The 20,759-nt window shown below is 57.1% G+C and carries 22 protein-coding genes; 7 read left to right on the top strand and 15 right to left on the bottom strand.

The window, feature by feature from the left end; all coding sequences use genetic code 11:
• Positions 1-131: 131 nt before the first annotated feature.
• The gene (pth, locus tag FPY71_RS01170; protein WP_149296802.1) at positions 132-842 is read right to left on the bottom strand and encodes an aminoacyl-tRNA hydrolase; all 711 of its coding nucleotides are present in this window, start codon (positions 840-842) and stop codon (positions 132-134) included.
• A gap of 54 nt (positions 843-896) precedes the next feature.
• Positions 897-1,508 carry a 50S ribosomal protein L25/general stress protein Ctc gene (locus tag FPY71_RS01175; protein ID WP_149296804.1) on the bottom strand — a complete coding sequence of 204 codons (612 nt, stop codon included), beginning with the start codon at positions 1,506-1,508 and terminating at the stop codon, positions 897-899.
• A gap of 257 nt (positions 1,509-1,765) precedes the next feature.
• Between FPY71_RS01175 and FPY71_RS01180 the strand changes: the two genes are divergently transcribed.
• Positions 1,766-2,389 (top strand): glutathione S-transferase family protein, encoded by a 624-nt coding sequence (locus FPY71_RS01180; RefSeq protein ID WP_149296806.1) that lies wholly within the window; start codon positions 1,766-1,768, stop codon positions 2,387-2,389.
• Positions 2,390-2,446: 57 nt separating this feature from the next.
• Here the strand turns inward: FPY71_RS01180 and FPY71_RS01185 are convergent, their stop codons facing one another.
• The 5 genes from FPY71_RS01185 to lgt form a co-directional block, all read right to left on the bottom strand.
• Complete coding sequence (locus tag FPY71_RS01185) at positions 2,447-3,379, bottom strand: ribose-phosphate pyrophosphokinase (RefSeq protein WP_149296809.1); 933 nt, start codon at positions 3,377-3,379, stop codon at positions 2,447-2,449.
• Positions 3,380-3,529: 150 nt separating this feature from the next.
• A complete protein-coding gene (locus FPY71_RS01190) occupies positions 3,530-4,684 on the bottom strand; it encodes a M24 family metallopeptidase (RefSeq protein WP_149296811.1) in 1,155 nt (384 codons plus the stop codon).
• Between the two features lie 86 nt (positions 4,685-4,770).
• The gene (pgeF, locus tag FPY71_RS01195) at positions 4,771-5,616 is read right to left on the bottom strand and encodes a peptidoglycan editing factor PgeF (protein WP_425457850.1); all 846 of its coding nucleotides are present in this window, start codon (positions 5,614-5,616) and stop codon (positions 4,771-4,773) included.
• Positions 5,613-6,665 (bottom strand): class I SAM-dependent methyltransferase, encoded by a 1,053-nt coding sequence (locus tag FPY71_RS01200; RefSeq protein ID WP_149296815.1) that lies wholly within the window; start codon positions 6,663-6,665, stop codon positions 5,613-5,615. The genes pgeF and FPY71_RS01200 overlap by 4 nt, the downstream gene beginning before the upstream one ends.
• Positions 6,662-7,507 (bottom strand): prolipoprotein diacylglyceryl transferase, encoded by an 846-nt coding sequence (lgt, locus tag FPY71_RS01205; protein ID WP_425457861.1) that lies wholly within the window; start codon positions 7,505-7,507, stop codon positions 6,662-6,664. The genes FPY71_RS01200 and lgt overlap by 4 nt, the downstream gene beginning before the upstream one ends.
• Positions 7,508-7,656: 149 nt before the next feature.
• Here lgt and FPY71_RS01210 point away from each other — a divergent pair, with 149 nt between their 5' ends.
• The 4 genes from FPY71_RS01210 to FPY71_RS01225 all read left to right on the top strand — a co-directional run bounded on the left by FPY71_RS01210 (position 7,657) and on the right by FPY71_RS01225 (position 9,982).
• Entirely contained in the window at positions 7,657-7,962 is a 306-nt protein-coding gene (locus FPY71_RS01210; RefSeq protein ID WP_149296819.1) for an accessory factor UbiK family protein, read from the top strand.
• Between the two features lie 337 nt (positions 7,963-8,299).
• Entirely contained in the window at positions 8,300-8,800 is a 501-nt protein-coding gene (locus tag FPY71_RS01215; RefSeq protein ID WP_149296821.1) for a type III secretion system chaperone family protein, read from the top strand.
• Between the two features lies 1 nt (position 8,801).
• The gene (proC, locus tag FPY71_RS01220) at positions 8,802-9,620 is read left to right on the top strand and encodes a pyrroline-5-carboxylate reductase (RefSeq protein WP_149296824.1); all 819 of its coding nucleotides are present in this window, start codon (positions 8,802-8,804) and stop codon (positions 9,618-9,620) included.
• A gap of 5 nt (positions 9,621-9,625) precedes the next feature.
• Positions 9,626-9,982 carry a tRNA-binding protein gene (locus FPY71_RS01225; protein ID WP_149296826.1) on the top strand — a complete coding sequence of 119 codons (357 nt, stop codon included), beginning with the start codon at positions 9,626-9,628 and terminating at the stop codon, positions 9,980-9,982.
• Between the two features lie 32 nt (positions 9,983-10,014).
• Here the strand turns inward: FPY71_RS01225 and FPY71_RS01230 are convergent, their stop codons facing one another.
• The 3 genes from FPY71_RS01230 to FPY71_RS01240 are packed head-to-tail and all read right to left on the bottom strand — an operon-like array spanning position 10,015 to position 12,667.
• A complete protein-coding gene (locus tag FPY71_RS01230) occupies positions 10,015-11,430 on the bottom strand; it encodes an ATP-binding protein (RefSeq protein WP_425457851.1) in 1,416 nt (471 codons plus the stop codon).
• Entirely contained in the window at positions 11,427-12,143 is a 717-nt protein-coding gene (locus FPY71_RS01235) for a response regulator (protein WP_149296829.1), read from the bottom strand. Before FPY71_RS01235 ends, FPY71_RS01230 begins: the two co-directional genes overlap by 4 nt.
• Positions 12,140-12,667 (bottom strand): MarR family winged helix-turn-helix transcriptional regulator, encoded by a 528-nt coding sequence (locus FPY71_RS01240; protein ID WP_425457862.1) that lies wholly within the window; start codon positions 12,665-12,667, stop codon positions 12,140-12,142. Before FPY71_RS01240 ends, FPY71_RS01235 begins: the two co-directional genes overlap by 4 nt.
• A gap of 260 nt (positions 12,668-12,927) precedes the next feature.
• Between FPY71_RS01240 and FPY71_RS01245 the strand changes: the two genes are divergently transcribed.
• Together FPY71_RS01245 and FPY71_RS01250 are read left to right on the top strand one after the other, a co-directional pair.
• The gene (locus FPY71_RS01245; RefSeq protein ID WP_149296833.1) at positions 12,928-13,815 is read left to right on the top strand and encodes a branched-chain amino acid aminotransferase; all 888 of its coding nucleotides are present in this window, start codon (positions 12,928-12,930) and stop codon (positions 13,813-13,815) included.
• 229 nt (positions 13,816-14,044) lie between these two features.
• A complete protein-coding gene (locus FPY71_RS01250) occupies positions 14,045-14,680 on the top strand; it encodes an MBL fold metallo-hydrolase (protein WP_149296836.1) in 636 nt (211 codons plus the stop codon).
• A 192-nt stretch (positions 14,681-14,872) separates the two neighbouring features.
• Here FPY71_RS01250 and FPY71_RS01255 read toward each other — a convergent pair whose 3' ends face one another.
• From FPY71_RS01255 to FPY71_RS01275, 5 genes are all read right to left on the bottom strand, one after another.
• Complete coding sequence (locus FPY71_RS01255; RefSeq protein ID WP_149296838.1) at positions 14,873-15,088, bottom strand: cold-shock protein; 216 nt, start codon at positions 15,086-15,088, stop codon at positions 14,873-14,875.
• Between the two features lie 575 nt (positions 15,089-15,663).
• On the bottom strand, positions 15,664-18,468 hold the full coding sequence (gene uvrB, locus FPY71_RS01260; RefSeq protein ID WP_149296840.1) for an excinuclease ABC subunit UvrB: 2,805 nt from the start codon (positions 18,466-18,468) through the stop codon (positions 15,664-15,666).
• A 309-nt stretch (positions 18,469-18,777) separates the two neighbouring features.
• Positions 18,778-19,167, bottom strand: coding sequence for an acyl-CoA thioesterase (locus FPY71_RS01265; protein WP_149296842.1), 390 nt, complete (start codon positions 19,165-19,167; stop codon positions 18,778-18,780).
• A gap of 8 nt (positions 19,168-19,175) precedes the next feature.
• Positions 19,176-20,072 carry a DMT family transporter gene (locus tag FPY71_RS01270; RefSeq protein WP_149296844.1) on the bottom strand — a complete coding sequence of 299 codons (897 nt, stop codon included), beginning with the start codon at positions 20,070-20,072 and terminating at the stop codon, positions 19,176-19,178.
• 15 nt (positions 20,073-20,087) lie between these two features.
• Positions 20,088-20,702 (bottom strand): glutathione S-transferase family protein, encoded by a 615-nt coding sequence (locus FPY71_RS01275; RefSeq protein ID WP_149296847.1) that lies wholly within the window; start codon positions 20,700-20,702, stop codon positions 20,088-20,090.
• Positions 20,703-20,759: the final 57 nt, after the last annotated feature.

Genomic DNA, 20,759 nt, shown 5'->3' on the forward strand with positions numbered 1-20,759 from the left:
GCCAAACCTAAGAGCGCAATGCTCCAACGACTTTGCGGGCAATGATGGTGCGCCACTGCCCTGACACATTACTTTGTCGCATTGTCCTGCGGTTGAAACATATCCGTTTCAACGGCAGGACAATGCTTTATTCAATCCTTGCCGAATAATCTTTTCAGCATATCCGCCATAGGGCCGGAGACTGGCGGCTTTGGGCTGTTCTGCGCAACTCTCGCCTGGCGGATATGGCTCTGGCCCTTGCCAGGTTCGCGGCCCTTGGCCGATGCCGGCTCGTCAGACCCGCCAGCCATGGCAATGCGGTTCATGAACCGGGCATCGTCGCGTGCCACCAGAAGGTCGCTGTTGCGCGCCACGGCCTCCAGCAAAGGCTCCAGCCAGCTCTGATCTGCCTTGGCAAAATTCCCCAACACATAAGGGCTGACAAGCTCTTTATTGCCGGGGTGGCCAATGCCAAGCCGCACCCGTTTGTAGTTGGGCCCAAGATGCGCGTCGATGCTGCGCAACCCGTTATGGCCGCCATTGCCTCCGCCGGTCTTGATGCGGACTTTTCCCGGTGGAATGTCCAGTTCATCATGCAGAACGACAATATCTTCCGGGGCAATCTTGAAGAAGCTGGCAGCCGCCGCGACGCTTTCACCGGACAGATTCATGAATGTCTGTGGTTTGAGCAGAAAAACCTTGTCGTTTCCGAGCCGGCCCTCTGAAAACAGGCCCTTGAACTTCTGGCTCCACGGGGAAAACGATGGGTCGCGGTGAATTTCATCCACTGCCATGAAACCGATATTGTGCCGGTTTCCGGCATAGGTGGGGCCGGGATTTCCCAAACCTGCAATGAGCAGCATGAGCGCCCGGCCTCCATTTTTCGTGTTTGCCCGCAAATGCCGGCAAATGAGGGATTACTCGCCCTCTGGCTCTTCGGTTGTTTCGATGTCTTCTTCGTCAACCTGTGGCGGAACGATCGAGGCGATCGTGAACTCGCTCTCGTCAACCAGCGTTACGCCCTTTGGCAGCTTGAGAGCTGAGGCGTGAATGCTGTCGCCAATGTCCAGACCAGCAAGATCAAGCTCGAATGCATCCGGAATCTGTTCCGCAGGTGCGTTCACTTCGATATCGTGCTGAACGATGTTCAGAACGCCATCCTTGTTCTTGATGCCGGGTGATGCATCTTCGTTGAGGAAGTGCACAGGAACCCGAACCTGAACGACAGTCTTGGACGAAACGCGCAGGTAATCGATGTGCTGCAGCGTGTCCTTGACGACGTCAAGCTGGTAGTCCTTTGGCAGGACGCGAATCTTTTTGCCACCCACCTCAATGGTGATAACCGTTGTCAGAAAGCCGCCTGCGTGCAGACGCAGGAAAGTTTCCTTGTAAGGAACAACGATAGGCAGGGGTTCTTGCTTGTCGCCATAAATGACGGCTGGTACCAATCCGTTGCGGCGAAGATGTCTGGCGGCCCCCTTGCCGACCTTCTCGCGCGCTTCGGCCTTGACCGTGTAGCTCTCGCTCATGGTAAAAGTCCTTTGCTTCGTATCGGAGAAGTCGCATCGGCGCACATGCACCGAACGACGAAAAGCGACCTGTGATGCAACAGTCCGGAAGTGCGTGTGCACCCGGACAGATTTGCCATCTGGTCGCTTCACTCCGCGCTGCCTCCAAGGGTGTCTGCGCGGATGCTGTGCCTATACCGAAGGAGGGCCGTTTTTTCAAGAGCCGGCCCTGCAACGGCATTGATATTCGACTGTCTCATTCCGAAAGGACATGGCTAATGGCCGAGTTGACGTTTTACACCAACCCGATGTCGCGCGGGCGGATGGTGCGCTGGTTGCTGGAAGAATTGGGAGTGCCATATGAAACGCGGGTGATTGCGTATGGCCCCGAGATGAAGTCGGCTGAGTATCTGGCAATCAACCCGATGGGCAAGGTGCCGGCGATTCAGCACAAAGGACAGGTCGTGACCGAGGTCGCGGCGATCTGCGCCTATCTGGCCGATGCGTTTCCTCAGGCAGGGCTTGCTCCTGCCGTCGATAGTCCAGCGCGAGCTTCCTATTATCGCTGGCTGTTTTTCGGCGCAGGGCCGATGGAATATGCGATCAGCAATCAGGCTTGCGGTTTTGTGCCGGACGAAAAGCAGCGTCGCTTTGTTGGCTATGGCAGCATGGCAGAGGTGCTGAACGCGCTGGAACAGGTGCTGTCGGCCAATGACTATCTGGCGGGCACCCAGTTTACAGCGGCTGACGTCTATGTCGGCTCGCAGATTGGCTGGGGCATGCAGTTCAAGACGATTGAGCCGCGCCCGGTGTTTGAAGCCTATTGGCAGCGGCTTGTTGCCCGCCCGGCAGCACAACGCGCCGCCGAAATTGACAATGCCTTGCTGGAAGCAAAAGGCTGACGTCCTGGCCACGGATGCAGACAGCTATGGACTGTTTGCATCCGACTTGGCTCAACATCAGTCAAACAGGCTGGAAACCGACTGTTCGGAAGCGGTGCGGGCAATGGCCTCACCCAGAAGATTGGCCGTTGTCAGCACGCGAATGTTGCCCGCTTCCTTGACGGCGGTGGTGGGCTGAATCGAATCCGTGATCACCAGCTCTTCCAGATTGGATTTGACGATGCGGGGCACCGCCCCGCCCGACAGAACTCCGTGGGTGATGTAGGCACGAACGCTCTTCGCACCATCAGCCATCAGCGCGTCGGCAGCGTTGCACAATGTGCCGCCGGAATCGATGATATCGTCAATCAGAATGCAGTGGCGGCCTTTGACGTCGCCAATGATGTTCATCACCTCGGACTCACCCGGCTTTTCGCGCCGTTTGTCCACAATGGCCAGAAGGGCGTCCAGCCGCTTGGCCAGAGAGCGGGCGCGCACAACACCGCCCACATCCGGCGAAACAACCATGACATTCTCAAGATCCAGATGGTGCTTGATGTCGCGTGCCATAAGCGGCACCGCAAACAGGTTGTCTGTCGGTATGTCAAAGAAGCCTTGAATTTGGCCTGCATGCAGGTCCAGCGTCATGACGCGGTCGGCACCTGCCTCGGTGATCAGATTGGCCACCAGTTTAGCAGAGATTGGCGTGCGCCCGCCCGCCTTGCGGTCCTGCCGCGCATAGCCGAAATAGGGCAGCACGGCCGTGATGCGGCGGGCAGAGGCCCGACGCAGCGCATCGATCATGATGAGCAGTTCCATCAGATGATCATTGGCCGGGTACGATGTGGACTGGATGACGAAAACGTCTTCGCCTCGCACATTTTCCTGAATTTCGACGAAGATTTCTTCATCGGCGAACCGCCGCACGGTCGCTTGCCCCAAGGGCAACTCCAGATATCTGGCGATGGCCTGTGCAAGAACAGGGGTGGAATTGCCGACGAAAAGTTTCATGCCGATCCTGCTCACAGAGCTTTGAATGGGCTGGCCAATGACCAGCGAAAAAAGTCTATCAGACGCAAGGCTTTTGTTGCGATGCCGTGGCTCTATGCAACATTGTCATCAGTTTCAAGGAATTCCCGGTTACGCTTGTTATTTTTTCCCTCAATTCCCGGTAACAATCAGTTCCAGCGGCAGTTTCGACAAGGATTCCGGCGCTTCGAGCGTCGTCAGATAGGTTCTGCCAAGGCACATGGCCACGCCTGATTCTGAATCCATGATGATCATATGCGCAAACAACGTCATGTCGGGGTGGATAAGCTCGGGATTGCCGGTATAGAACATTTGCGGCTCCATCCACGATGGCGCATAGCGCGCGCCAAGAGAATAGCCGCAGGCCGTCAGGCGATGCCGCACCAGTTCATGGTCTTCCATGACCCGGGCATGGGCATCAAACACATCGCCAAATGTGTAGCCGGGGCGCATGACCTCTTCCACTGCCAGCAGAGCTTCGTGCGCAGCGCTGAACAGCTCCTCATGCCGCATCAGCGGGGCGCCGATCGTCACTGTGCGCATCAGCGCGGCGTGATATTGCGCCTTGACCCCGGCCCATTCCAGAGTGAGCTGGTCCTGCGCTTCCAGTTTGCGCCTGCCCGCCTTGTAACGGCACAACAGCGCATCCGGGCCGGAGCCTATGATGAAAGGATTGGCAGGATAATCGCCGCCCTGCCGCAGAACCTCGCCCTGCAAAACATAAAGCAACTCGGCCTCATCGGCTCCCGGCTTGACCAATGGCAGCATGGTTTCAAACGCGTGGTCGCCAAGACGGGCCGCCTCACGCACATAGGCAATTTCCGCCGGGCTTTTGATCAGGCGCAGCCCGGGCACCAGACCGGAGGCATCACGGAGTGCGGCAAAGGAGCCAAGCCGTTCTTCCACCATCCGACCATTGGCGGCTGTCAGGCCATGCGTCGCCCATTCCACCCCGATGCGCGCGCCCAGAAGGCCCATATCATCGCACAGATCCCGCAGATCAATGGCCGGATCGGCACCGGCGCGGTCGCGCCAGAGCACAATATCCTGCAAAGTGGATGTGGCCTGTGCCTGCCGTAAATCTGCGGAGCGTGTGAGAAGCCGCATCTGGCCATCGGCTTTGACAATAAGGCATTGAAAAAAGCAGAAGCCGAACGTGTCATAACCCGTAAGCCAATACATTGAATCCTGGGCGAACAGCAGCATGGCGTCGAGCTTCTGCTCTGCCATTTCCACCATCAGGCGGCTCAAACGGTTGGCATATTCGTCGGGCGAAAAATGCAGCATAAAATTCTATCCTGTTAACGACGATCAGAGCATTTCTCGATGAACCGGTGGCGTTTCAACGGCAAAACAATGTGACAAACAAAGCGCTAGCGCTCCAGAACAATGGCGGAAAGCTGCCGCCCGTAGTCTGCTTCACCGCGATGCGTGGTTCGACGATAGGAAAAGAACCAGTCGGGTTCCTGATATGTGCATTGCTCAACAAAATCTGCCTGCACGCCGCAGTTTTCCAGAGTTGCGACGATAAACGCGGGCAGGTCAAACTGGAATTTGTCCGCACTGACCCCCGGAGTGAAAAAACGCTCGAATTTCTGGTCTTTTGTCACCAGTTGGGCCCGCATCTCCGCACCCACTTCATAATTTCGCCGGGTAATCGTCGGGCCAAGAATTGCAAGTGTTGTCTGTCGTGCCGCGCCCAGATTTTCCATTGTTGCGATGGTTGCCTGCAACACACCGCCAATGGCTCCACGCCAACCGGCGTGGGCTGCGCCAATGACGCCCGCATCACGATCGGCGAACAAAATTGGCCCGCAATCTGCCGTGACAACGCCGATGGCAACACCGGGTGTGTTGCTGACAACAGCATCGGCCCGGGGTCTCGGGCTTGCGAAAGGCGCATCGGCAATGACCACATCTGCCGAGTGAAACTGCCACGGCGTGGCAATATCTGCATCCGGTACACCCAGATAGGTCGCTGCCAGGTGCCGGTTCTGCCGAACCGATTCGGCGTTATCATCCGAGCCGGCACCAGCATTCAACCCGTGATAAATGCCTTCAGACACACCACCGCGCCGGGTGAAAAACGCGTGGCGGATACCGTCCAGCGCTGCAAGCTGAGGAGAAAGGATAATGTCTTCGTCGCGCAAGGGCGGTGTGCTTTCGGTCGAACAATTCAACATGGTGCAGATCGTGGTTGAGCGCGGCTGTGAAGTCAATCGAACGGCGGCAGTGGCAATCTTTGCGAGGCGACCGCCAGCACCTTGAAAAGTTCGCCCATTTCGCCAACGCCATTGCCGGCCAGCCTCTGCGCATCGGCCTGCCGGTTCAAAACATCTGCGCGCTGCGCCAAACCGAGCGACAGCAAAAACTGACCCTGCGGCACAATGGATGAAACCTTTGCGCCGGACGCAGCCAATGCAATAGCGAGCCGCTCGAAATCCACATGCGAGGTGATGTCCTGATAACCGGGCTGTGCCAGCGGATTGGCTGGTTGATGCCGGTGCAATGCTTGCAACGTGTCGCCAAAGCCGCTGCGCTCATGTCCGTAATCAATCATCAGGGCTGCGCCACCATGCGCCTGAATTCGTGCGCCGATGGCGCGTGCCAGGGCCTCACGCGGGGCGGAGGCTTCGAAAATGTCATCGAGCCGCGGCGCTGGCATATGCGGTGCCAGCGGCAGTCCGGAAACCGGCGGCCCCAGTTGCCATTCAAAGCCACTTTCGCCAGTGGTCACAAGCTGCTCGCACCAATTGGCGCCATCATGCCTGAACTGGCGAATGGCGATGGCGTCAAACAGTTCATTGGCAACCAGCAGCATCGGAATTTCCGGTACTTCAGCAAGGTTGCGGTGCCGCACAATTGGCAGGTCATAGGCTTCCAGCCGGGCAAGTTGCGCGCTAGCAAGCGCATCACTGACTTCAATCAGCCTTATGGAAGCGGCCTTCAGGAAAGCGATGTCGAGCTGGCGCACAGTGCGCAGAATATCGGCCATCAAGGTGCCGCGCCCAGGGCCGATTTCCACGAGGGCAAACGAAGCCGGGCGGCCAATATGCCGCCAGGCTGCGACCAGCCATGCGCCTATCAATTCACCAAACATCTGGCTGATTTCCGGCGAGGTGGTGAAATCTCCCTGAGCACCGAAAGGCTGGCCGGTTGTGTAGTATCCGGCCTGCGGGTCAAACAGGGCAATGTTCCAGAACTGCTCCAGCGTCAGCGGCCCATTTTCTGCAATGGCCCGGCTGATGCGATCGGTCAGGTCACTCACGCAGTCATTGCCGCAGGTTTGGCGGTGAGTATAGCCCAAAGGCCAATCAGCACCATTGGCACAGACAGCACCATGCCCATCGTCAGCCAGTCTGTTCCGAGGAGATAGCCAAGCTGAATGTCCGGCATGCGGAAGAACTCGACAAAAATCCGCGCGCAGCCATAGAGCAGGATGAATGTGCCGCTGACCAGCCGCGGGCGACCCAGCGCATGGAAGCTGTGGGTCATGATCCGCAGAATGATGAAGATCAGAATTCCTTCCAGTGCAGCTTCGTAAAGCTGGCTTGGATGGCGTGGCAATGGCCCGCCATTGGGAAAAACCATTGCCCAGGGCACATTGCTGGGCGCGCCCCACAATTCGCTGTTGATGAAATTGGCGATCCGGCCAAAAAACAGCCCAAACGGAACCGACGCGGCAACAACGTCCACCAGGCTGAAGATTGGCAGTTTGCGGGAGCGGGCAAACAGCAGCATGGCAATGGTGACGCCGATCAGGCCACCGTGGAAGGACATGCCGCCTTCCCAAACCCGCAAGGCAGAGAATGGATCTGCAACAATGCGTGCAAAGTCGTAAAACAGGATGTGGCCAATTCGCCCGCCTGCCACAATGCCGATGGTGATCCAGAAAATGAAATCATCAATGTCGGATTTGGTGATGGGCGAGACGCCGCCTGGCCATAATTTGCCATTGCCCACCAGCGAACGACCGTAGAGCCAGCCACACAAAATGCCGGCGACATAGGCCAGCCCGTACCAGCGCAATGCCACAGGCCCGATTTGCAGAAACACCGGGTCAATCTGCGGGTACGTCATCAGGCTCAGAAAGGTCATGCTCTGCATCAGTTCATCCACATTGCTTCGGGACATGGTGTGTCGTGGCGCGGCGGCGCGGTCAAGTGGCATCAGGAACATGGCCAGATTTTGCGCGAACCATTGCTAAATGCCCAGGCATCACCTACCTCGATGGTCTATTCCTTTTTGCGGAGAGCGCCATGAACAATCGAGGTCCGAACCGCGTACTCGACGAGTTCGCCAAACTATTCACCGATACGGCTGGTGCGGCGCAGGGTGTACGCCGGGAAATTGAAACCGTTGCCCGCACGCAGGTCGAACGGCTGTTGAACCAGCTTGATATTGTGCAGCGCGAGGAATTTGATGCCGTGCGCGAAATGGCCGTGCGGGCGCGCACCGAGAATGAAGAGCTGAAACGTCGCATCGCGGCGCTGGAAGCCAAACTGGGCGGCGCGGGGCCAGAGCAGCCTTCGCCAATACCAAGCCCGATTCCGCCCACACTGTAGTAACACCGCAATAAAATCGCCGCCCGGTGCTGCACTTGGGCGGCGGTTTTCTGAAACGCCGCGTCTGAACACCTGCTGTTTGAATACATACACAGCTTATCCACAGGCTGCCCGCAAGTTTTCACCAACTTTTCCCCGGCGGTGGATAAGTCATAAAAGCGTTATGCGCGAATCGTTTAATGACTCCGTATATGCTTCAGCCGAACTCTGCGACCTGTCACTATGGTTAAAAATTCGTTTTGCCTCTGGTGTCCGGAATCACTCTCTCTACACTGATTTTAAAGCGTGATTCGGTTTTGCACCGCCAGTGCAGGGCCACAGGGGAATTTTCTGGAAAATGCATTTTCGCGAACTGGATTTCGTGCGTCTTTCGCACCCGGTAGACATTATTGAATCGGTGGCATCCACACGCGACTGGACGTTTGAGCGCTTTTGCGACGATGAAATTGCCTTGTCGGTTGCAGGGCGCTGGGCTGCCTACTCAGTTTCATTCTCATGGGTGGAAGATTGCGAGGCGCTGCATCTGGGCTGCGCCTTCGATTTGAAGGTGCCGACGTTTCGCGTCACGGAAATGCAGCGTCTGCTTGCCTTGATCAATGAAAAACTGCTGGTCGGGCATTTTGATCTGTTGCCCTGCGAGGGAACGGTGATGTTTCGACATGCGCAATTGCTGTCCGGCGGTGCGGATCCGACGAGCCAGCAGGTCGAGCGGATTCTGACGATGGCGCTGGATGCGTGCGACCGCTATTTTCAGGCATTTCAGTTTGTCGTCTGGGCCAACAAGCCTGCAGACGAGGCGCTGATGGATGTATTGTTTGAAACGGTAGGAACGGCATAGCATGAACGGGGCAAAAATTTCGGCACGCGTGCTGCTGCTTGGCGGTGGCAATATGGGCGCGGCCATGGCGCGCGGCTGGTTGGATATTCTGGCGGAGCCGGGCAATATTCTGGTGATTGACCCGCAAGCTGGCGTGCCTTTGCAGCCTTTGCTTGCAAAAGGCGTGCGCCATGCGGCCACGGTTCCGGACGAGGTTTTTGACATCGTTGTTCTGGCCGTAAAGCCGCAGATCATGGCGGCAGCGCTGCCGGCGCTGAAACCGGCACTGCGCCCGGATACTCTGGTGATTTCGGTCGCGGCCGGAAAGACCATCGACTTCATCACCGAGCGGCTGGGTTCTCTGCCGATTGTGCGCACCATGCCCAACACTCCGGCGCTGATTGGCCGGGGCATCACCGGCGCGTTTGCCAATTCGCTGGTGGATGCGCGTTTGCGTGACACTGCTTCCGCCTTGCTGGCCGCCAGCGGCGCGGTTGAGTGGCTGGACAGTGAAGATGAGATTGACGCCGTGGTTGGTGTTTCCGGTTCCGGGCCTGCCTACGTGTTTCTGATGGCTGAAGTCATGGCGGCCGCCGGTGAGAAACTTGGCCTTAAGCCTGAACTGGCGATGCGACTGGCACAGCATACCATTGCCGGGGCAGGCGAGTTGATGTTGCAGGCGAGCGATGAACCGGCGCAGCTTCGCCGCAACGTCACATCGCCAAAAGGCACCACTCAGGCCGCGCTGGAGGTTTTGATGGCGGACAATGGACTTGCCCCTCTGCTGGAGAAAGCCATTGCTGCTGCTGTGCAGCGCTCCCGAGAGCTTTCGCAGGATTGAAAATCATGAAGCATGAAGATGTGGCGGAAGAAATCGGCTTTGACGATTTTCTCAAGGTGGATATCCGCGTTGGTACGATTGTCGAGGCAGAACCATTTCCGGAGGCGCGCAAACCGGCTTTCCGCCTGACAATTGATTTCGGGCCCGAAATTGGTCTTAAAAAATCATCGGCCCAGATCACCATTCGCCATTCGCTGGAAGAGCTTGTGGGCAAACAGGTGATGGCAGTGGTGAATTTTCCTCCGCGTCAGATCGGGCCGATGCGTTCGCAGGTTCTGACTCTCGGATTTCCGGATGAAGAGGGCAATGTGGTTCTGGCGGCGATCAGCCATGGCGTACCAAACGGCGGGCGGCTGTTTTAAAGCCATTCTCGTGGAATGGCTTTGATGGTTGATCAGGCGGGGATACGGATCATTGCCCGCAAACCGCCCAGCGCAGAGTCTGCCAGCAGAATGTCGCCGCCGTGACTGCGGGCAATGTCTCGGGCAATGGCAAGGCCAAGTCCGGTGCCGCCGTCATCCATATTGCGGGCCGTGTCCAGCCGCACAAAGGGGCGAAATGCCTCTTCCCGGTCGTTAGCGGCAATTCCCGGCCCGTCATCTTCCACATTGATTGTCAGCCAGCGGTCATCATGCCGGGCGGTAACCTCCACCCTGTTGCCATAGCGCAGTGCGTTTGAAACCAGATTGCCAATTGCCCGGGTGAAGCCATCGGGCCGAACCACAATGGTGCTTTCGCCATAGATCACGCTGGAGAAATCACGCCCTTTCAGCTTTGCCTCGCTTTCCAGCCGGGCAAACACAGCTTCAAGGTCGAGGGAGCCAACATCCTCGCCCGCTTCACCTTTGGCAAATGCCAGATAACCTTCCAGCATTCGCTGCATGTCATCCACATCCTGCTCCAGTTCCCGCCGATCTTCGCTGTCGGCAAAAAACGCAAGTTGCAGGCGGAAGCGGGTCAGAACTGTTCGCAGATCATGACTGACGCCGTTCAGCATCTGCGTGCGCTGCTCCATCTGGCGCTCAATTCTGTCGCGCATCTGAATGAAGGCCAGAGCGGCTTTGCGCACCTCTGAAGCGCCGCGCAGACGGAAATCCGCGGGCAGGGGCTGGCCGCGGCCAAAGCCTTCCGCTGCAGCAGCAAGTTGCTGAATCGGGCGGATCTGATTGCGCAGAAACAGAACCGCGATCAAAATCAGCACCAGCGAGGTGCCAACCATCCAGACAATGAAGATATGGGTATTGGACGCATAGGCCGAATTGCGATTGGCGAAAATCCGCAGCATGTGATTTTCCAGCTGAATGCGAATTTCCACCAGCCGCGAGTCTCCCACCGTATCAATCCAGAAAGGCCGGGCAATCTGCCGGGTGATTTCCTCCGACAGAACGCTGTCCAGAATGTTGAAAAACGGGCTGGGCGCCGGTGCGGGCAGCGGTTCAGGCGGCAGAACAAGAATGTTCAGATCCAGCTTGTCGCGGGCAATGCGGGTTATCTGCGAATAGTCGCCATCTTCCGGAAATGTTTCAATAACATCGATCACCGCCGCAATATCCTGAACCACTGCGGTGGAAAGCCTTTGCGTGACGGTGGCCCAATGGCGTTCCATGAAAACGGAAGCCACCACGGCCTGCAGCAGCACCATAGGTGCAATGATGATGATCAGAGACCTTGTGAACAGGCCCTTCGGCGTGCGCTGTGAAAGCCAGCGCCATAAAGGCGGGCGCAATGAATGGCGCAACCACCTTGCGGCGCGGCTTAATGAACGGCCCGCTCTCAGACGGCGCAGGCCAAGGCGGTCAGCAAGGCTCAATCGACGTTCAGCCGGTAACCAATGCCACGAACCGTTTGCAGCCACAGCGGATTGGCGGGGTCACTTTCGACTTTGCGGCGCAGGCGGTTGATCTGCACGTCAACCGTGCGCTCGCCCACTTCACCTTCGCTGCCGAGCAGGTCCTGGCGTTGCACAGTCTCGCCGGCTTTTCCGGCAAATTGCATCATGATCTCCTGTTCGCGATCGGTCAGGCGAATCACCTCTGCTCCGCGCTTCAACTCGCGGCGGGAAAGTGAAAAAGTGAAAGGTCCAAAACGAACATTCTCGACTTTTTGTATGGATGGTGGCGCTCCGCGACGCAGAATATTGGTGATTCGCAGCAAAAGCTCACGTGGCTCGAACGGTTTTGGCATGTAATCATCGGCACCAGCCTCCAGTCCCGAGATGCGCTCTTCGGTTTCCGAGCGCGCGGTGAGCATCAGAATCGGCGTGTCCCGCTCCGATGAAAAGCTGCGAACGAGGTCCAGCCCGCTCTCTCCCGGCATCATGACATCTACAACCAGAAGGTCAAAATCCAACCCGCCCAGAATCTTCCGTGCCTCAGCGGCATCGGCGGCGGTGGAGACCCGAAAATCATGCTCCATCAAAAAGCGGGACAGAAGACTGCGAATGCGCCGGTCATCGTCAATGACAAGAATATGTGGCGCATCGTCATCGGGACGCTGCGTGCTGGTCGATACCGCCTGGCTCATGTCCTCTCCTTCTGCGCAATGTCCTTGCGGGCATACCAATCCCGCGTGGCCGCGCGGTCCTTGCCCATTTCCAGCAGGAAAAGGCGGATGGAGTCCGAATGCTCCGGCCCGGTTGCTGCCATTGCCGCATCAATGCGCCTGGCCTGAATGCGCGACAGTTCCAGTGTCAGCTCCCGTCCCTTGGGCGTCGGATACAGCAACCGTTGCCGCCGGTCATCGTCGCCCGGCATCAGCACTATGAAGCCATCTTCTATCAACTGCCGCAAGACGCGTGACAAGGATTGCTTGGTGATTTGCAGAAGCTCCAGCAATTCGGCAATCGTCATGCCGGGATTGCGGTTCACGAAATGCAGAATCCGGTGATGCGCCCGCCCGAAGCCATAGCGCGAAAGCAGTTCATCCGCGTCTGCGGTGAACTCCCGATAAGCGAAAAAGAACAGCTCGATCAGCCGAAAATCAACATCACCTGTGGTTGGTAATGGAACCTGCTCCACCGTTCGGTTCTGAGGAGGCGTGTCTGTCACTTCTAGCAAATCGGCACCCGTGAAAAATAGGTCAGCATTGTTGACGTATCTACATTCCATTGTTACACGTTATGCAGCGGTGTTGAAATACTCGCATCGTGGCGCGAACACAGGTAAAGTGCGCCGGGAAGAGTTTTCCCGGAACAAGTGCCGCACTCGCGCAAATCAGGCAGCGCATTGCCGGGCGGCAAACCGGACACCCTCTTTGCCAGACAATGCAATAAGTAAGAAAGGTCGCCCAAGAGGGCGAGGGGAGAGCAATGAGCGTTCCGTTCGATCAAATGGACGGGCTGATCTGGTTCAACGGCGAATTCGTTGACTGGAAAGATGCCAAAGTTCACGTTCTGACACATGGCCTGCACTATGGCAGCTCGGTATTTGAAGGTGAGCGCGCCTATGGCGGTGAAATTTTCAAGATGCAGGAGCACAATGAACGGCTGATCGAATCCGGCCGCATCCTTGGCTTCACCATTCCGTATAGCGTGGAAGAGCTGAACTCGGCCTGCAACGAATTGCTGGCCCGTCTGGGCTACAAGGACGCCTATGTCCGGCCAATCGCCTGGCGCGGCTCTGAATCGATGGGCATTGCAGCCCAGAAGAACAAGATCAATGTTGCCATCGCCATCTGGCAATGGCCAAGCTATTTCGATCCGGAACAGCGCATGAAGGGAATTCGGCTGGATATTGCCGAATATTGCCGCCCGGATCCGCGCACTGCGCCTTCCAAATCCAAGGCCGCCGGCCTGTACATGATCTGCACCATCTCCAAGCATGCGGCGGAAGCCAAGGGCTATGCTGATGCGCTGATGCTGGACTGGCGCGGCCAGATCGCGGAAGCAACGGGTGCCAACGTGTTCTTCGTCAAGGATGGCGTGATTCATTCGCCAACACCGGACTGTTTCCTGGATGGCATTACCCGCCGCACCATCATCGAACTGGCCAAGCGCCGGGGTTATGAGGTTCAGGTTCGGGCCATTCGTCCGGAAGAGATGGAAGGCTTCAGCGAAGCATTCCTGTGTGGAACCGCTGCAGAAGTGACGCCAATTGCCGAGGTTGGCCCTTACAAGTTCACTCCAGGCGAAATCACCCGCCAGTTGATTGACGATTACTCCGCTGAAGTGCAGCCCAAGCGACTGGCTGCCGAGTAACCTGAAGCACCTCTCGTTGAAACGGATGCGTTTCAACGAGAGGACAATGCGCCCATACAAAGCGTGCGGAGCGTTTTCGTTGATCGGATGAGATCACCAGACGCTCCGGACGCTTTGCGCTTTCGGGCAAAAGGTTTTACAGCAGAACCCACGTTCAGGGCGGCGTCAGCCGCCCTTTCTGTTTGGCGAAACAAAAGTTTCTCCGCATTGACAAGAGGGTGCCTGCTTTATGCTCCAGGCAAGAATTATTCCCGTGACGCCTTTTTCCCAGAATTGCTGCCTGCTGTTTGACGGCGAGCAGAAACTTGGCGTGGTTGTGGATCCGGGCGGTGATGTGCCGGACATACTGGCTGCTATTGAGCAACAAGGCGTCAAAGTGGAAGCGATCTGGCTGACGCATGGCCATATCGACCATGCCGGTGGAGCGATGGCGCTAAAAGACGCATTGGGCGTGGAGATTATCGGGCCTGAGCGATCCGATGAGCCATTGATGCAGAGAATTGAAGATCAGGCCCGGATGTTCGGGGTCGGTGGCGACTATCAGAACGCCACGCCGGATCGCTGGCTGGTGGATGGCGACAGGCTGTCTATTGCCGGGCATGAGTTCGAGGTCATTCACGCGCCAGGCCATTCACCGGGCCATGTGGTGTTTTACAACCGCGCCGCAGGGTTTCTGCATGCTGGGGACGTGTTGTTTGCCGGCTCTATCGGCCGCACAGATTTGCCAGGCGGCAGCCATGAAACCCTGTTGGCAACCATCCGCAATAAAATTTTGCCGTTGGGAGACGAGATTGGTTTTATCTGCGGGCACGGCCCTGGCAGCAGACTGGGCGATGAACGGCGCACCAATCCATTTCTGGTCTAAGCGCCTGTCAGTCGATGACGCGTCGCAGTAGCCCCGGCCGAAATTCGACTTCGCCCGGTTCCTGGTTGGCTGCCTGAAAGGCAGTTGAAACTGCAACCAATGCCCGGCCTTTCCTGAAAATTCAGGACAGCATTGGGTTAAAGATTGCCGCGCCGGCTGACATCCAGCCGGTGCTGGCCCACTGGAAGCCGATTAGTCCTGCGCTTGCAGATTAACAGCCTTGGGACCTTTGCCCCGCTTGTCAGGCTCGGTTTCGTAGGAGACCTTCTGGTTCTCAACGAGGTCAGAAAGTCCGGAAGCCTGAACCGCAGAGATGTGTACAAAAATATCTGCACCACCATTGTCAGGCTTGATAAATCCGAAGCCTTTTTCGGTGTTGAAGAATTTGACCGTGCCGGTCTGTGCCATGTTGGAACCCTTTTCCCTTGGCTATTCATATCGCCCTTGCGGGCGGTGGCAGGCAAGTCTTGATGCGAGGAAAAGGAACCGATACATCGCAGCTCACTTTCGTGAGCCACTCGGGGAATGCGCCCCCGATACGCAATTCGTCCATCACCCGTGTTCGCGAAATTGCCCGAACCCCTTGTTTGTGCAAGCGGACGAAAGACTTTGCAAGCAAAAGTTTTGTGCAATGCTGATTTGTTTATGTGCAGACAGGCGCATGAAGTCGCAGCATTCGCTGTGTCCTACGTCTTTTGGTGCAGCTTATTTCGCTGCCTGTTCCAAATGACAGACAAATTAAATCATTGTTTTTAAAGTAATTTTATCGGAATTCATACGCATTGCTGTCCGGTTGTTTACCGCGACAATTTTGCCGTTCACAAACGCGGAAATTTTCAACAGCCAACCACATAATATACAATTCCAAAATGCTGATAAGAATAAATCACGCGCAAAAGTTGATTTTGCAGTGCAGTATAGTAAGTCTCAGTTAACGAAATTCACGTGGTAGATGTTCGCGGTATTGGCTGCCGATTTCTGCTCTACTTTCCGGGCCGACCCGTCTTGCCAGTCCGGCGTTTGCGACGCTTTTCATCCCCTGCCTCTTCGTAGGAGCCGATGCCAATTCGCTCCCGGCGAACCGGCCGTGCATCATCGGCCTTTGGCACAGGGCCACCCAAGGGCTTTTCCGTACGCCCGACCGTCATTTCGTCCAGAGTGTTCTTGCGAAAGAGCGAAGGTGCACTCTCTCCTCGCGGCGCAAGAGGCTCTCCCCTTGGGCCGAACCGGGGATTGGCGGGCGCCTTGTTCTTGCCGCGCCCGCGTGGGCGCTCACCAGCCTCGCCAATATCCAGCACTCGCGCCATCGGGTCATCCGATATGGCCAGTTCTGTCGCCTGCAATCGCTTGATTTCATCGCGCAGCCGCGCTGCACGCTCGAAATCCAGGTCAGCGGCGGAATCCCGCATCTCTTTTTCCAGATGCTCAAGGTGGCTTTTCAGGTTGGAGCCAACCATGGCCCCTTCCGCTGCCGACGCGCCCGTTTCAACCCGGACATGGTCTTTCTCGTAATAGCTGTCGAGAATATCGGCAATCTTGGCTTTCACGCTTGCAGGTGTGATGCCGTTTTCGAGGTTGAAAGTCTCCTGCTTTTCCCGCCGCCGGTTGGTTTCGGCAATTGCGCGTTCCATGGACCCTGTCATACGGTCGGCATAGAGAATAACCCGCCCGTCAATATTGCGCGCGGCGCGGCCAATGGTCTGGATCAGCGAAGTTTCGGAGCGCAGAAACCCTTCCTTGTCGGCATCCAGAATGCAGACAAGGCCGCATTCCGGAATATCCAGACCCTCACGCAGAAGGTTGATACCAACCAGAACGTCAAAAGTGCCCAGACGCAGGTCGCGGATAATCTCAATCCGCTCCAGCGTGTCGATGTCAGAGTGCATGTAACGCACACGCACCCCTTGCTCATGCAGATATTCGGTCAGATCTTCGGCCATGCGCTTGGTCAGAACCGTGCAAAGCACACGATAACCCTGGGCAACCGTGGAGCGGATCTCGCCCAAGAGATCATCCACCTGAGTGCGTGCAGGCCGGATTTCCACCTGCGGATCAATCAACCCGGTGGGACGAATGACCTGCTCGGCAAAGACGCCACCCGATTGTTCCATCTCCCACGAGCCGGGTGTTGCCGAAACAGCAACCGTCTGCGGGCGCATGGCATTCCACTCTTCAAACCGCAGTGGCCGATTGTCCATGCAGGAAGGCAGGCGGAAGCCATATTCCGCCAGCGTGGCTTTGCGGCGAAAGTCGCCGCGATACATGGCCCCGATCTGCGGAACGGTGACATGGCTTTCGTCGATGAACACCAGGGCGTTGTCCGGCAGATATTCAAACAGTGTCGGCGGCGGGTGGCCAGGCTGACGCCCGGTCAGATAGCGAGAGTAATTTTCAATGCCATTGCACGAGCCGGTGGCCTCAATCATCTCCACATCGTAATTCACACGCTGTTCAAGACGCTGGGCCTCCAGCAGACGTCCGGCTCGGTTCAACTCCACAAGCCGGAGCCGCAGCTCTTCCTTAATGGACTTCACCGCCTGTTGCAGCGTTGGGCGTGGCGTCACATAGTGCGAATTGGCATAGATCTTGACGCTTTTCAGCTCGTCCGTCTTCTGGCCGGTCAGTGGATCGAACTCAACAATCCGCTCGATTTCATCACCAAACAGCGAAATTCTCCATGCCCGGTCCTCAAGGTGGGCGGGGAAAATTTCAATCGTATCACCGCGCACCCGAAACGAGCCGCGAATGAAATCCATATCGCGCCGCTTGTATTGCTGGGCCACCAGGTCGGCCAGCAACTGGCGCTGGTCCAGCCTGTCGCCGAGACTCATCTGGAATGTCATGGCGGTGTAGGTTTCCACCGAGCCAATGCCGTAAATGCAGGATACGGAGGCAACGATGATCACGTCGTCGCGCTCGATCAGCGCCCGTGTCGCGGCGTGGCGCATGCGGTCGATCTGCTCGTTGATCGAGCTTTCCTTTTCAATGAATGTGTCAGACCGCGGCACATAGGCTTCGGGCTGGTAGTAATCGTAATAGGAAACAAAATATTCCACCGCATTGTCGGGGAAGAAATTTTTGAACTCGCCGTAAAGCTGGGCGGCAAGAGTTTTGTTCGGAGCAAGTATCAGCGCTGGCCGCTGAGTCTTTTCAATAACATTGGCAACCGTAAACGTCTTGCCGGAGCCGGTAACGCCCAGCAGAACCTGCGTCTGATCGTGATCGGAAATTCCCGCAACCAGATCTTCGATTGCCTGCGGCTGATCGCCTTTCGGGCTGTAGTCGGAAGCAATGCGAAACGCGACGCCGCCTTCAGACTTGTCAGGCCGCGCCGGGCGGTGAGGCACCCAGACCTCACCATTCTTGATCAGCGGGTCACCTTCGGAAATCAGCTTGGTCAGCGCTTCTACAGTGGCCGTAACGCCACCTGACGGCAGCGCGGATGCGTCCTCCAGAGAAATATCCATGCCCGCAACCGGACTAAGGCCTGCTCGCGACCGGCTCTCCGGGTCGGTCGTGCCGCCCATGGATGTGCCGCGCGCGGTTTTGCTGGCTGTACCGGTCTTTTTGGCCGCCGTTTTGCGTTTTACGGCTGGCTTCTTTTCGTCATCAACCTGTCCGGCAATCGCCTCTGCCCAGCCGGCAACAGGCCCGTCATAGGGCACACCCTCAAAAGGCGCCTGAGGTGATTCGCTGAAGCCGCCTTGCGGCGTTGCCGGCTCGGATGCATCGGAATAATCCAGCAGCGGAGAGCGGCGTTTCGGCGGGTTTTTTCGATTTTCAGCCATGGTGACTATATGGGCTTTCAACACGAACAGGAAAAGGGCTCGGTTTTGTTCACCTTTCGCTTACCAAAGGTGGCTTATGGTAACACTTGTCCGCTTGAGTTTGCGGTCTATATCGCCGCCCCGATTTGTATTGCGTACCGGGCGGTGGCTGACTGGGCTCGTCGTCGCGAGTTTTTGCGGCGACGGGCACGGCTGGCCTGAAAGCTTGCTTCTGGAACAGTCCTGGTCGAAACAAAATCGTTTCGACACTGCGACTGATCAAAGAGCTGGATCGTCTCCGGTGCTCGAAGACAACTTCTGACGAACTGACTAGGCGGGCACCGGTGTTGGCAGACCATTCTGGTCCAATGCCACCATGGTGAAGACCCCCTCTGTCACCTTGACATTATCACTTGTCAAATGCCGTTGCGCCCATGATTCCACCAGTATGCGGATGGATGAACGGCCAACATGTTCCACTGTGGTGTAAACGGACAATGTGTCGCCAATTTTGACCGGGCGTTTGAAAACCAGCCTGTCCACCGCAATCGTGGCAACCCGGCCTTGCGCTCGCTCTGCACCTTTGATGCCAGCGGCAAGGTCCATCTGCGCCATCACCCATCCGCCGAAAATATCGCCCGCAGCATTGGCGTCGGCCGGCATGGCAGGAACCCGCACGGTCAGATCTCCCAGCGGCGCCGCTTGTGTATCTTCAACCATTATCCACCTTACAATTCTGCCGCAGCCAGTCTCTGCCTTTGCCATACCGGCCACAATTCCACCAGCAGCATGGCGGTAAAAATCATCGCGCAGCCGATCAGGCCGTCCACGCCCAGTCTTTCGCCAAGCAGCAATGCGCCAAACAGGCCGGCAAACAGAGTTTCTGACGACAGCATGACCGCAGCCTGTGGCGCTGTGGTGTAGCGCTGGCCAATGACCTGAAGTGTAAAGCCCAAAGCCACGGAGAACAGGCCCGCATAGGCGATTTCAACCCATGCTCTCGCAAATTGGGCCAGGGTCGGCGCTTCCAGCACTGTTGCTCCGGCCAGGGACAATGCGGCAGCGACAAAAAACTGCACGCAGGACAGAGTGAAGGGCCGGCCCGTTCCGGGCGCCAGACGCCCGATGGTGATGAGTTGCAGCGCCCAGAAAAAGGCACCCGCTATGACCAGCAGATCACCATTGGCCAGCGGCCCCAAATGCCCGCCACCAGTCAGCACAATGCCAGCGAAGGCAAGCGGTGCGGCCACCCACACCACCCGGCTGACACGGCTGCGGAAAAGGACCAGCGTCAGTATGGGTGTTATGATGACATAAAGCCCGGTCAGGAATCCGGCATTTGTAACGCTGGTGGTCACCATGCCGATCTGCTGGAGAATTGAGCCGCCAAAGAGAAAAATGCCGATCAGCCCAAAGCCAAGCCATTGGTTCTGCCCCAAAGGTTCACCACTGCGTTTCCCTTCACGCCGGGCCAGCGGCACCAGCACCATTCCGCCAATCAGAAACTTGATGCCGGTGTAAGCCCATGGCCCAAGGCTTTCCATTGCCGTGGACTGGGCAATGAAGCCCATTCCCCAGATTGCGCCGGCCAGCAAAAGCAGCAAATTGGCGGTTGCTCGGTTCATGCAGATGCTTCCCGTTCAGGCTGGGGTCCAGGTCTTGGGCTGATAACCTGGCAGGGCCTCAATGCGCGAGAGCCATTTGCCAATCGCCGGAAACTCCGTCAGGTCAAAGCCGCCTTCCGGTGCATCCTTTGTATAGGGATACAGCGCCAGATCTGCCAGGCTGGGCCGCTGACCGCCGAAGAACGGCATCTCTTCAAGGGCCTTCTGCATGATGGCCAATGCGCGGTTGCCATTGTCCAGAGTCAGGGCAAGGCGCTCCGGGGTGGCTACGCCCTTACGCTCTTCATACACTTTGAGCGAGCGTCGCACCGCCACTGACCCCTCATGGTGGTTTTGTTCAAAGAACATCCATTGCAGCATTCTGGCACGCTCAAATCTGTCGGTGGGCACAAAGTCCGTGCCTTCACCCAGATAGTTCAGAATCGCACCCGATTCTGCCAGAAAGCGGCCGTCATCCAGTTCCAGCAATGGACACTGGCCTAGCGGATTTCGCGTCAGAAAGGCCTGTGTGCGCGTGGTGCCATCCCGTGTGGAGGTTTCCACGTGCCGGAAAGTCTGTCCGGTCAAAGCCATCAGCAGGCGTGGCTTGTAACAGTTGCCGCTATCCAGCATTCCATAAATTGTCAGCATTGCGCATTTCTCCGGCCATCAGGACGGTCGTTTTTACAAAATGCCGCTCATTGCTTC

Origin of the sequence: Aureimonas fodinaquatilis (assembly GCF_008369445.1) — a bacterium.
GTDB lineage: Bacteria > Pseudomonadota > Alphaproteobacteria > Rhizobiales > Rhizobiaceae > Aureimonas > Aureimonas fodinaquatilis.

Bases quoted from the DNA above. Each gene is read 5' to 3' on its own strand.
- pth (WP_149296802.1), bottom strand. From the start codon at position 842: ATGCTGCTCATTGCAGGTTTGGGAAATCCCGGCCCCACCTATGCCGGA.
- FPY71_RS01175 (WP_149296804.1), bottom strand. From the start codon at position 1,508: ATGAGCGAGAGCTACACGGTCAAGGCCGAAGCGCGCGAGAAGGTCGGC.
- FPY71_RS01180 (WP_149296806.1), top strand. From the start codon at position 1,766: ATGGCCGAGTTGACGTTTTACACCAACCCGATGTCGCGCGGGCGGATG.
- FPY71_RS01185 (WP_149296809.1), bottom strand. From the start codon at position 3,379: ATGAAACTTTTCGTCGGCAATTCCACCCCTGTTCTTGCACAGGCCATC.
- FPY71_RS01190 (WP_149296811.1), bottom strand. From the start codon at position 4,684: ATGCTGCATTTTTCGCCCGACGAATATGCCAACCGTTTGAGCCGCCTG.
- FPY71_RS01210 (WP_149296819.1), top strand. From the start codon at position 7,657: ATGAACAATCGAGGTCCGAACCGCGTACTCGACGAGTTCGCCAAACTA.
- FPY71_RS01215 (WP_149296821.1), top strand. From the start codon at position 8,300: ATGCATTTTCGCGAACTGGATTTCGTGCGTCTTTCGCACCCGGTAGAC.
- proC (WP_149296824.1), top strand. From the start codon at position 8,802: ATGAACGGGGCAAAAATTTCGGCACGCGTGCTGCTGCTTGGCGGTGGC.
- FPY71_RS01225 (WP_149296826.1), top strand. From the start codon at position 9,626: ATGAAGCATGAAGATGTGGCGGAAGAAATCGGCTTTGACGATTTTCTC.
- FPY71_RS01235 (WP_149296829.1), bottom strand. From the start codon at position 12,143: ATGAGCCAGGCGGTATCGACCAGCACGCAGCGTCCCGATGACGATGCG.
- FPY71_RS01245 (WP_149296833.1), top strand. From the start codon at position 12,928: ATGAGCGTTCCGTTCGATCAAATGGACGGGCTGATCTGGTTCAACGGC.
- FPY71_RS01250 (WP_149296836.1), top strand. From the start codon at position 14,045: ATGCTCCAGGCAAGAATTATTCCCGTGACGCCTTTTTCCCAGAATTGC.
- FPY71_RS01255 (WP_149296838.1), bottom strand. From the start codon at position 15,088: ATGGCACAGACCGGCACGGTCAAATTCTTCAACACCGAAAAAGGCTTC.
- uvrB (WP_149296840.1), bottom strand. From the start codon at position 18,468: ATGGCTGAAAATCGAAAAAACCCGCCGAAACGCCGCTCTCCGCTGCTG.
- FPY71_RS01265 (WP_149296842.1), bottom strand. From the start codon at position 19,167: ATGGTTGAAGATACACAAGCGGCGCCGCTGGGAGATCTGACCGTGCGG.
- FPY71_RS01270 (WP_149296844.1), bottom strand. From the start codon at position 20,072: ATGAACCGAGCAACCGCCAATTTGCTGCTTTTGCTGGCCGGCGCAATC.
- FPY71_RS01275 (WP_149296847.1), bottom strand. From the start codon at position 20,702: ATGCTGACAATTTATGGAATGCTGGATAGCGGCAACTGTTACAAGCCA.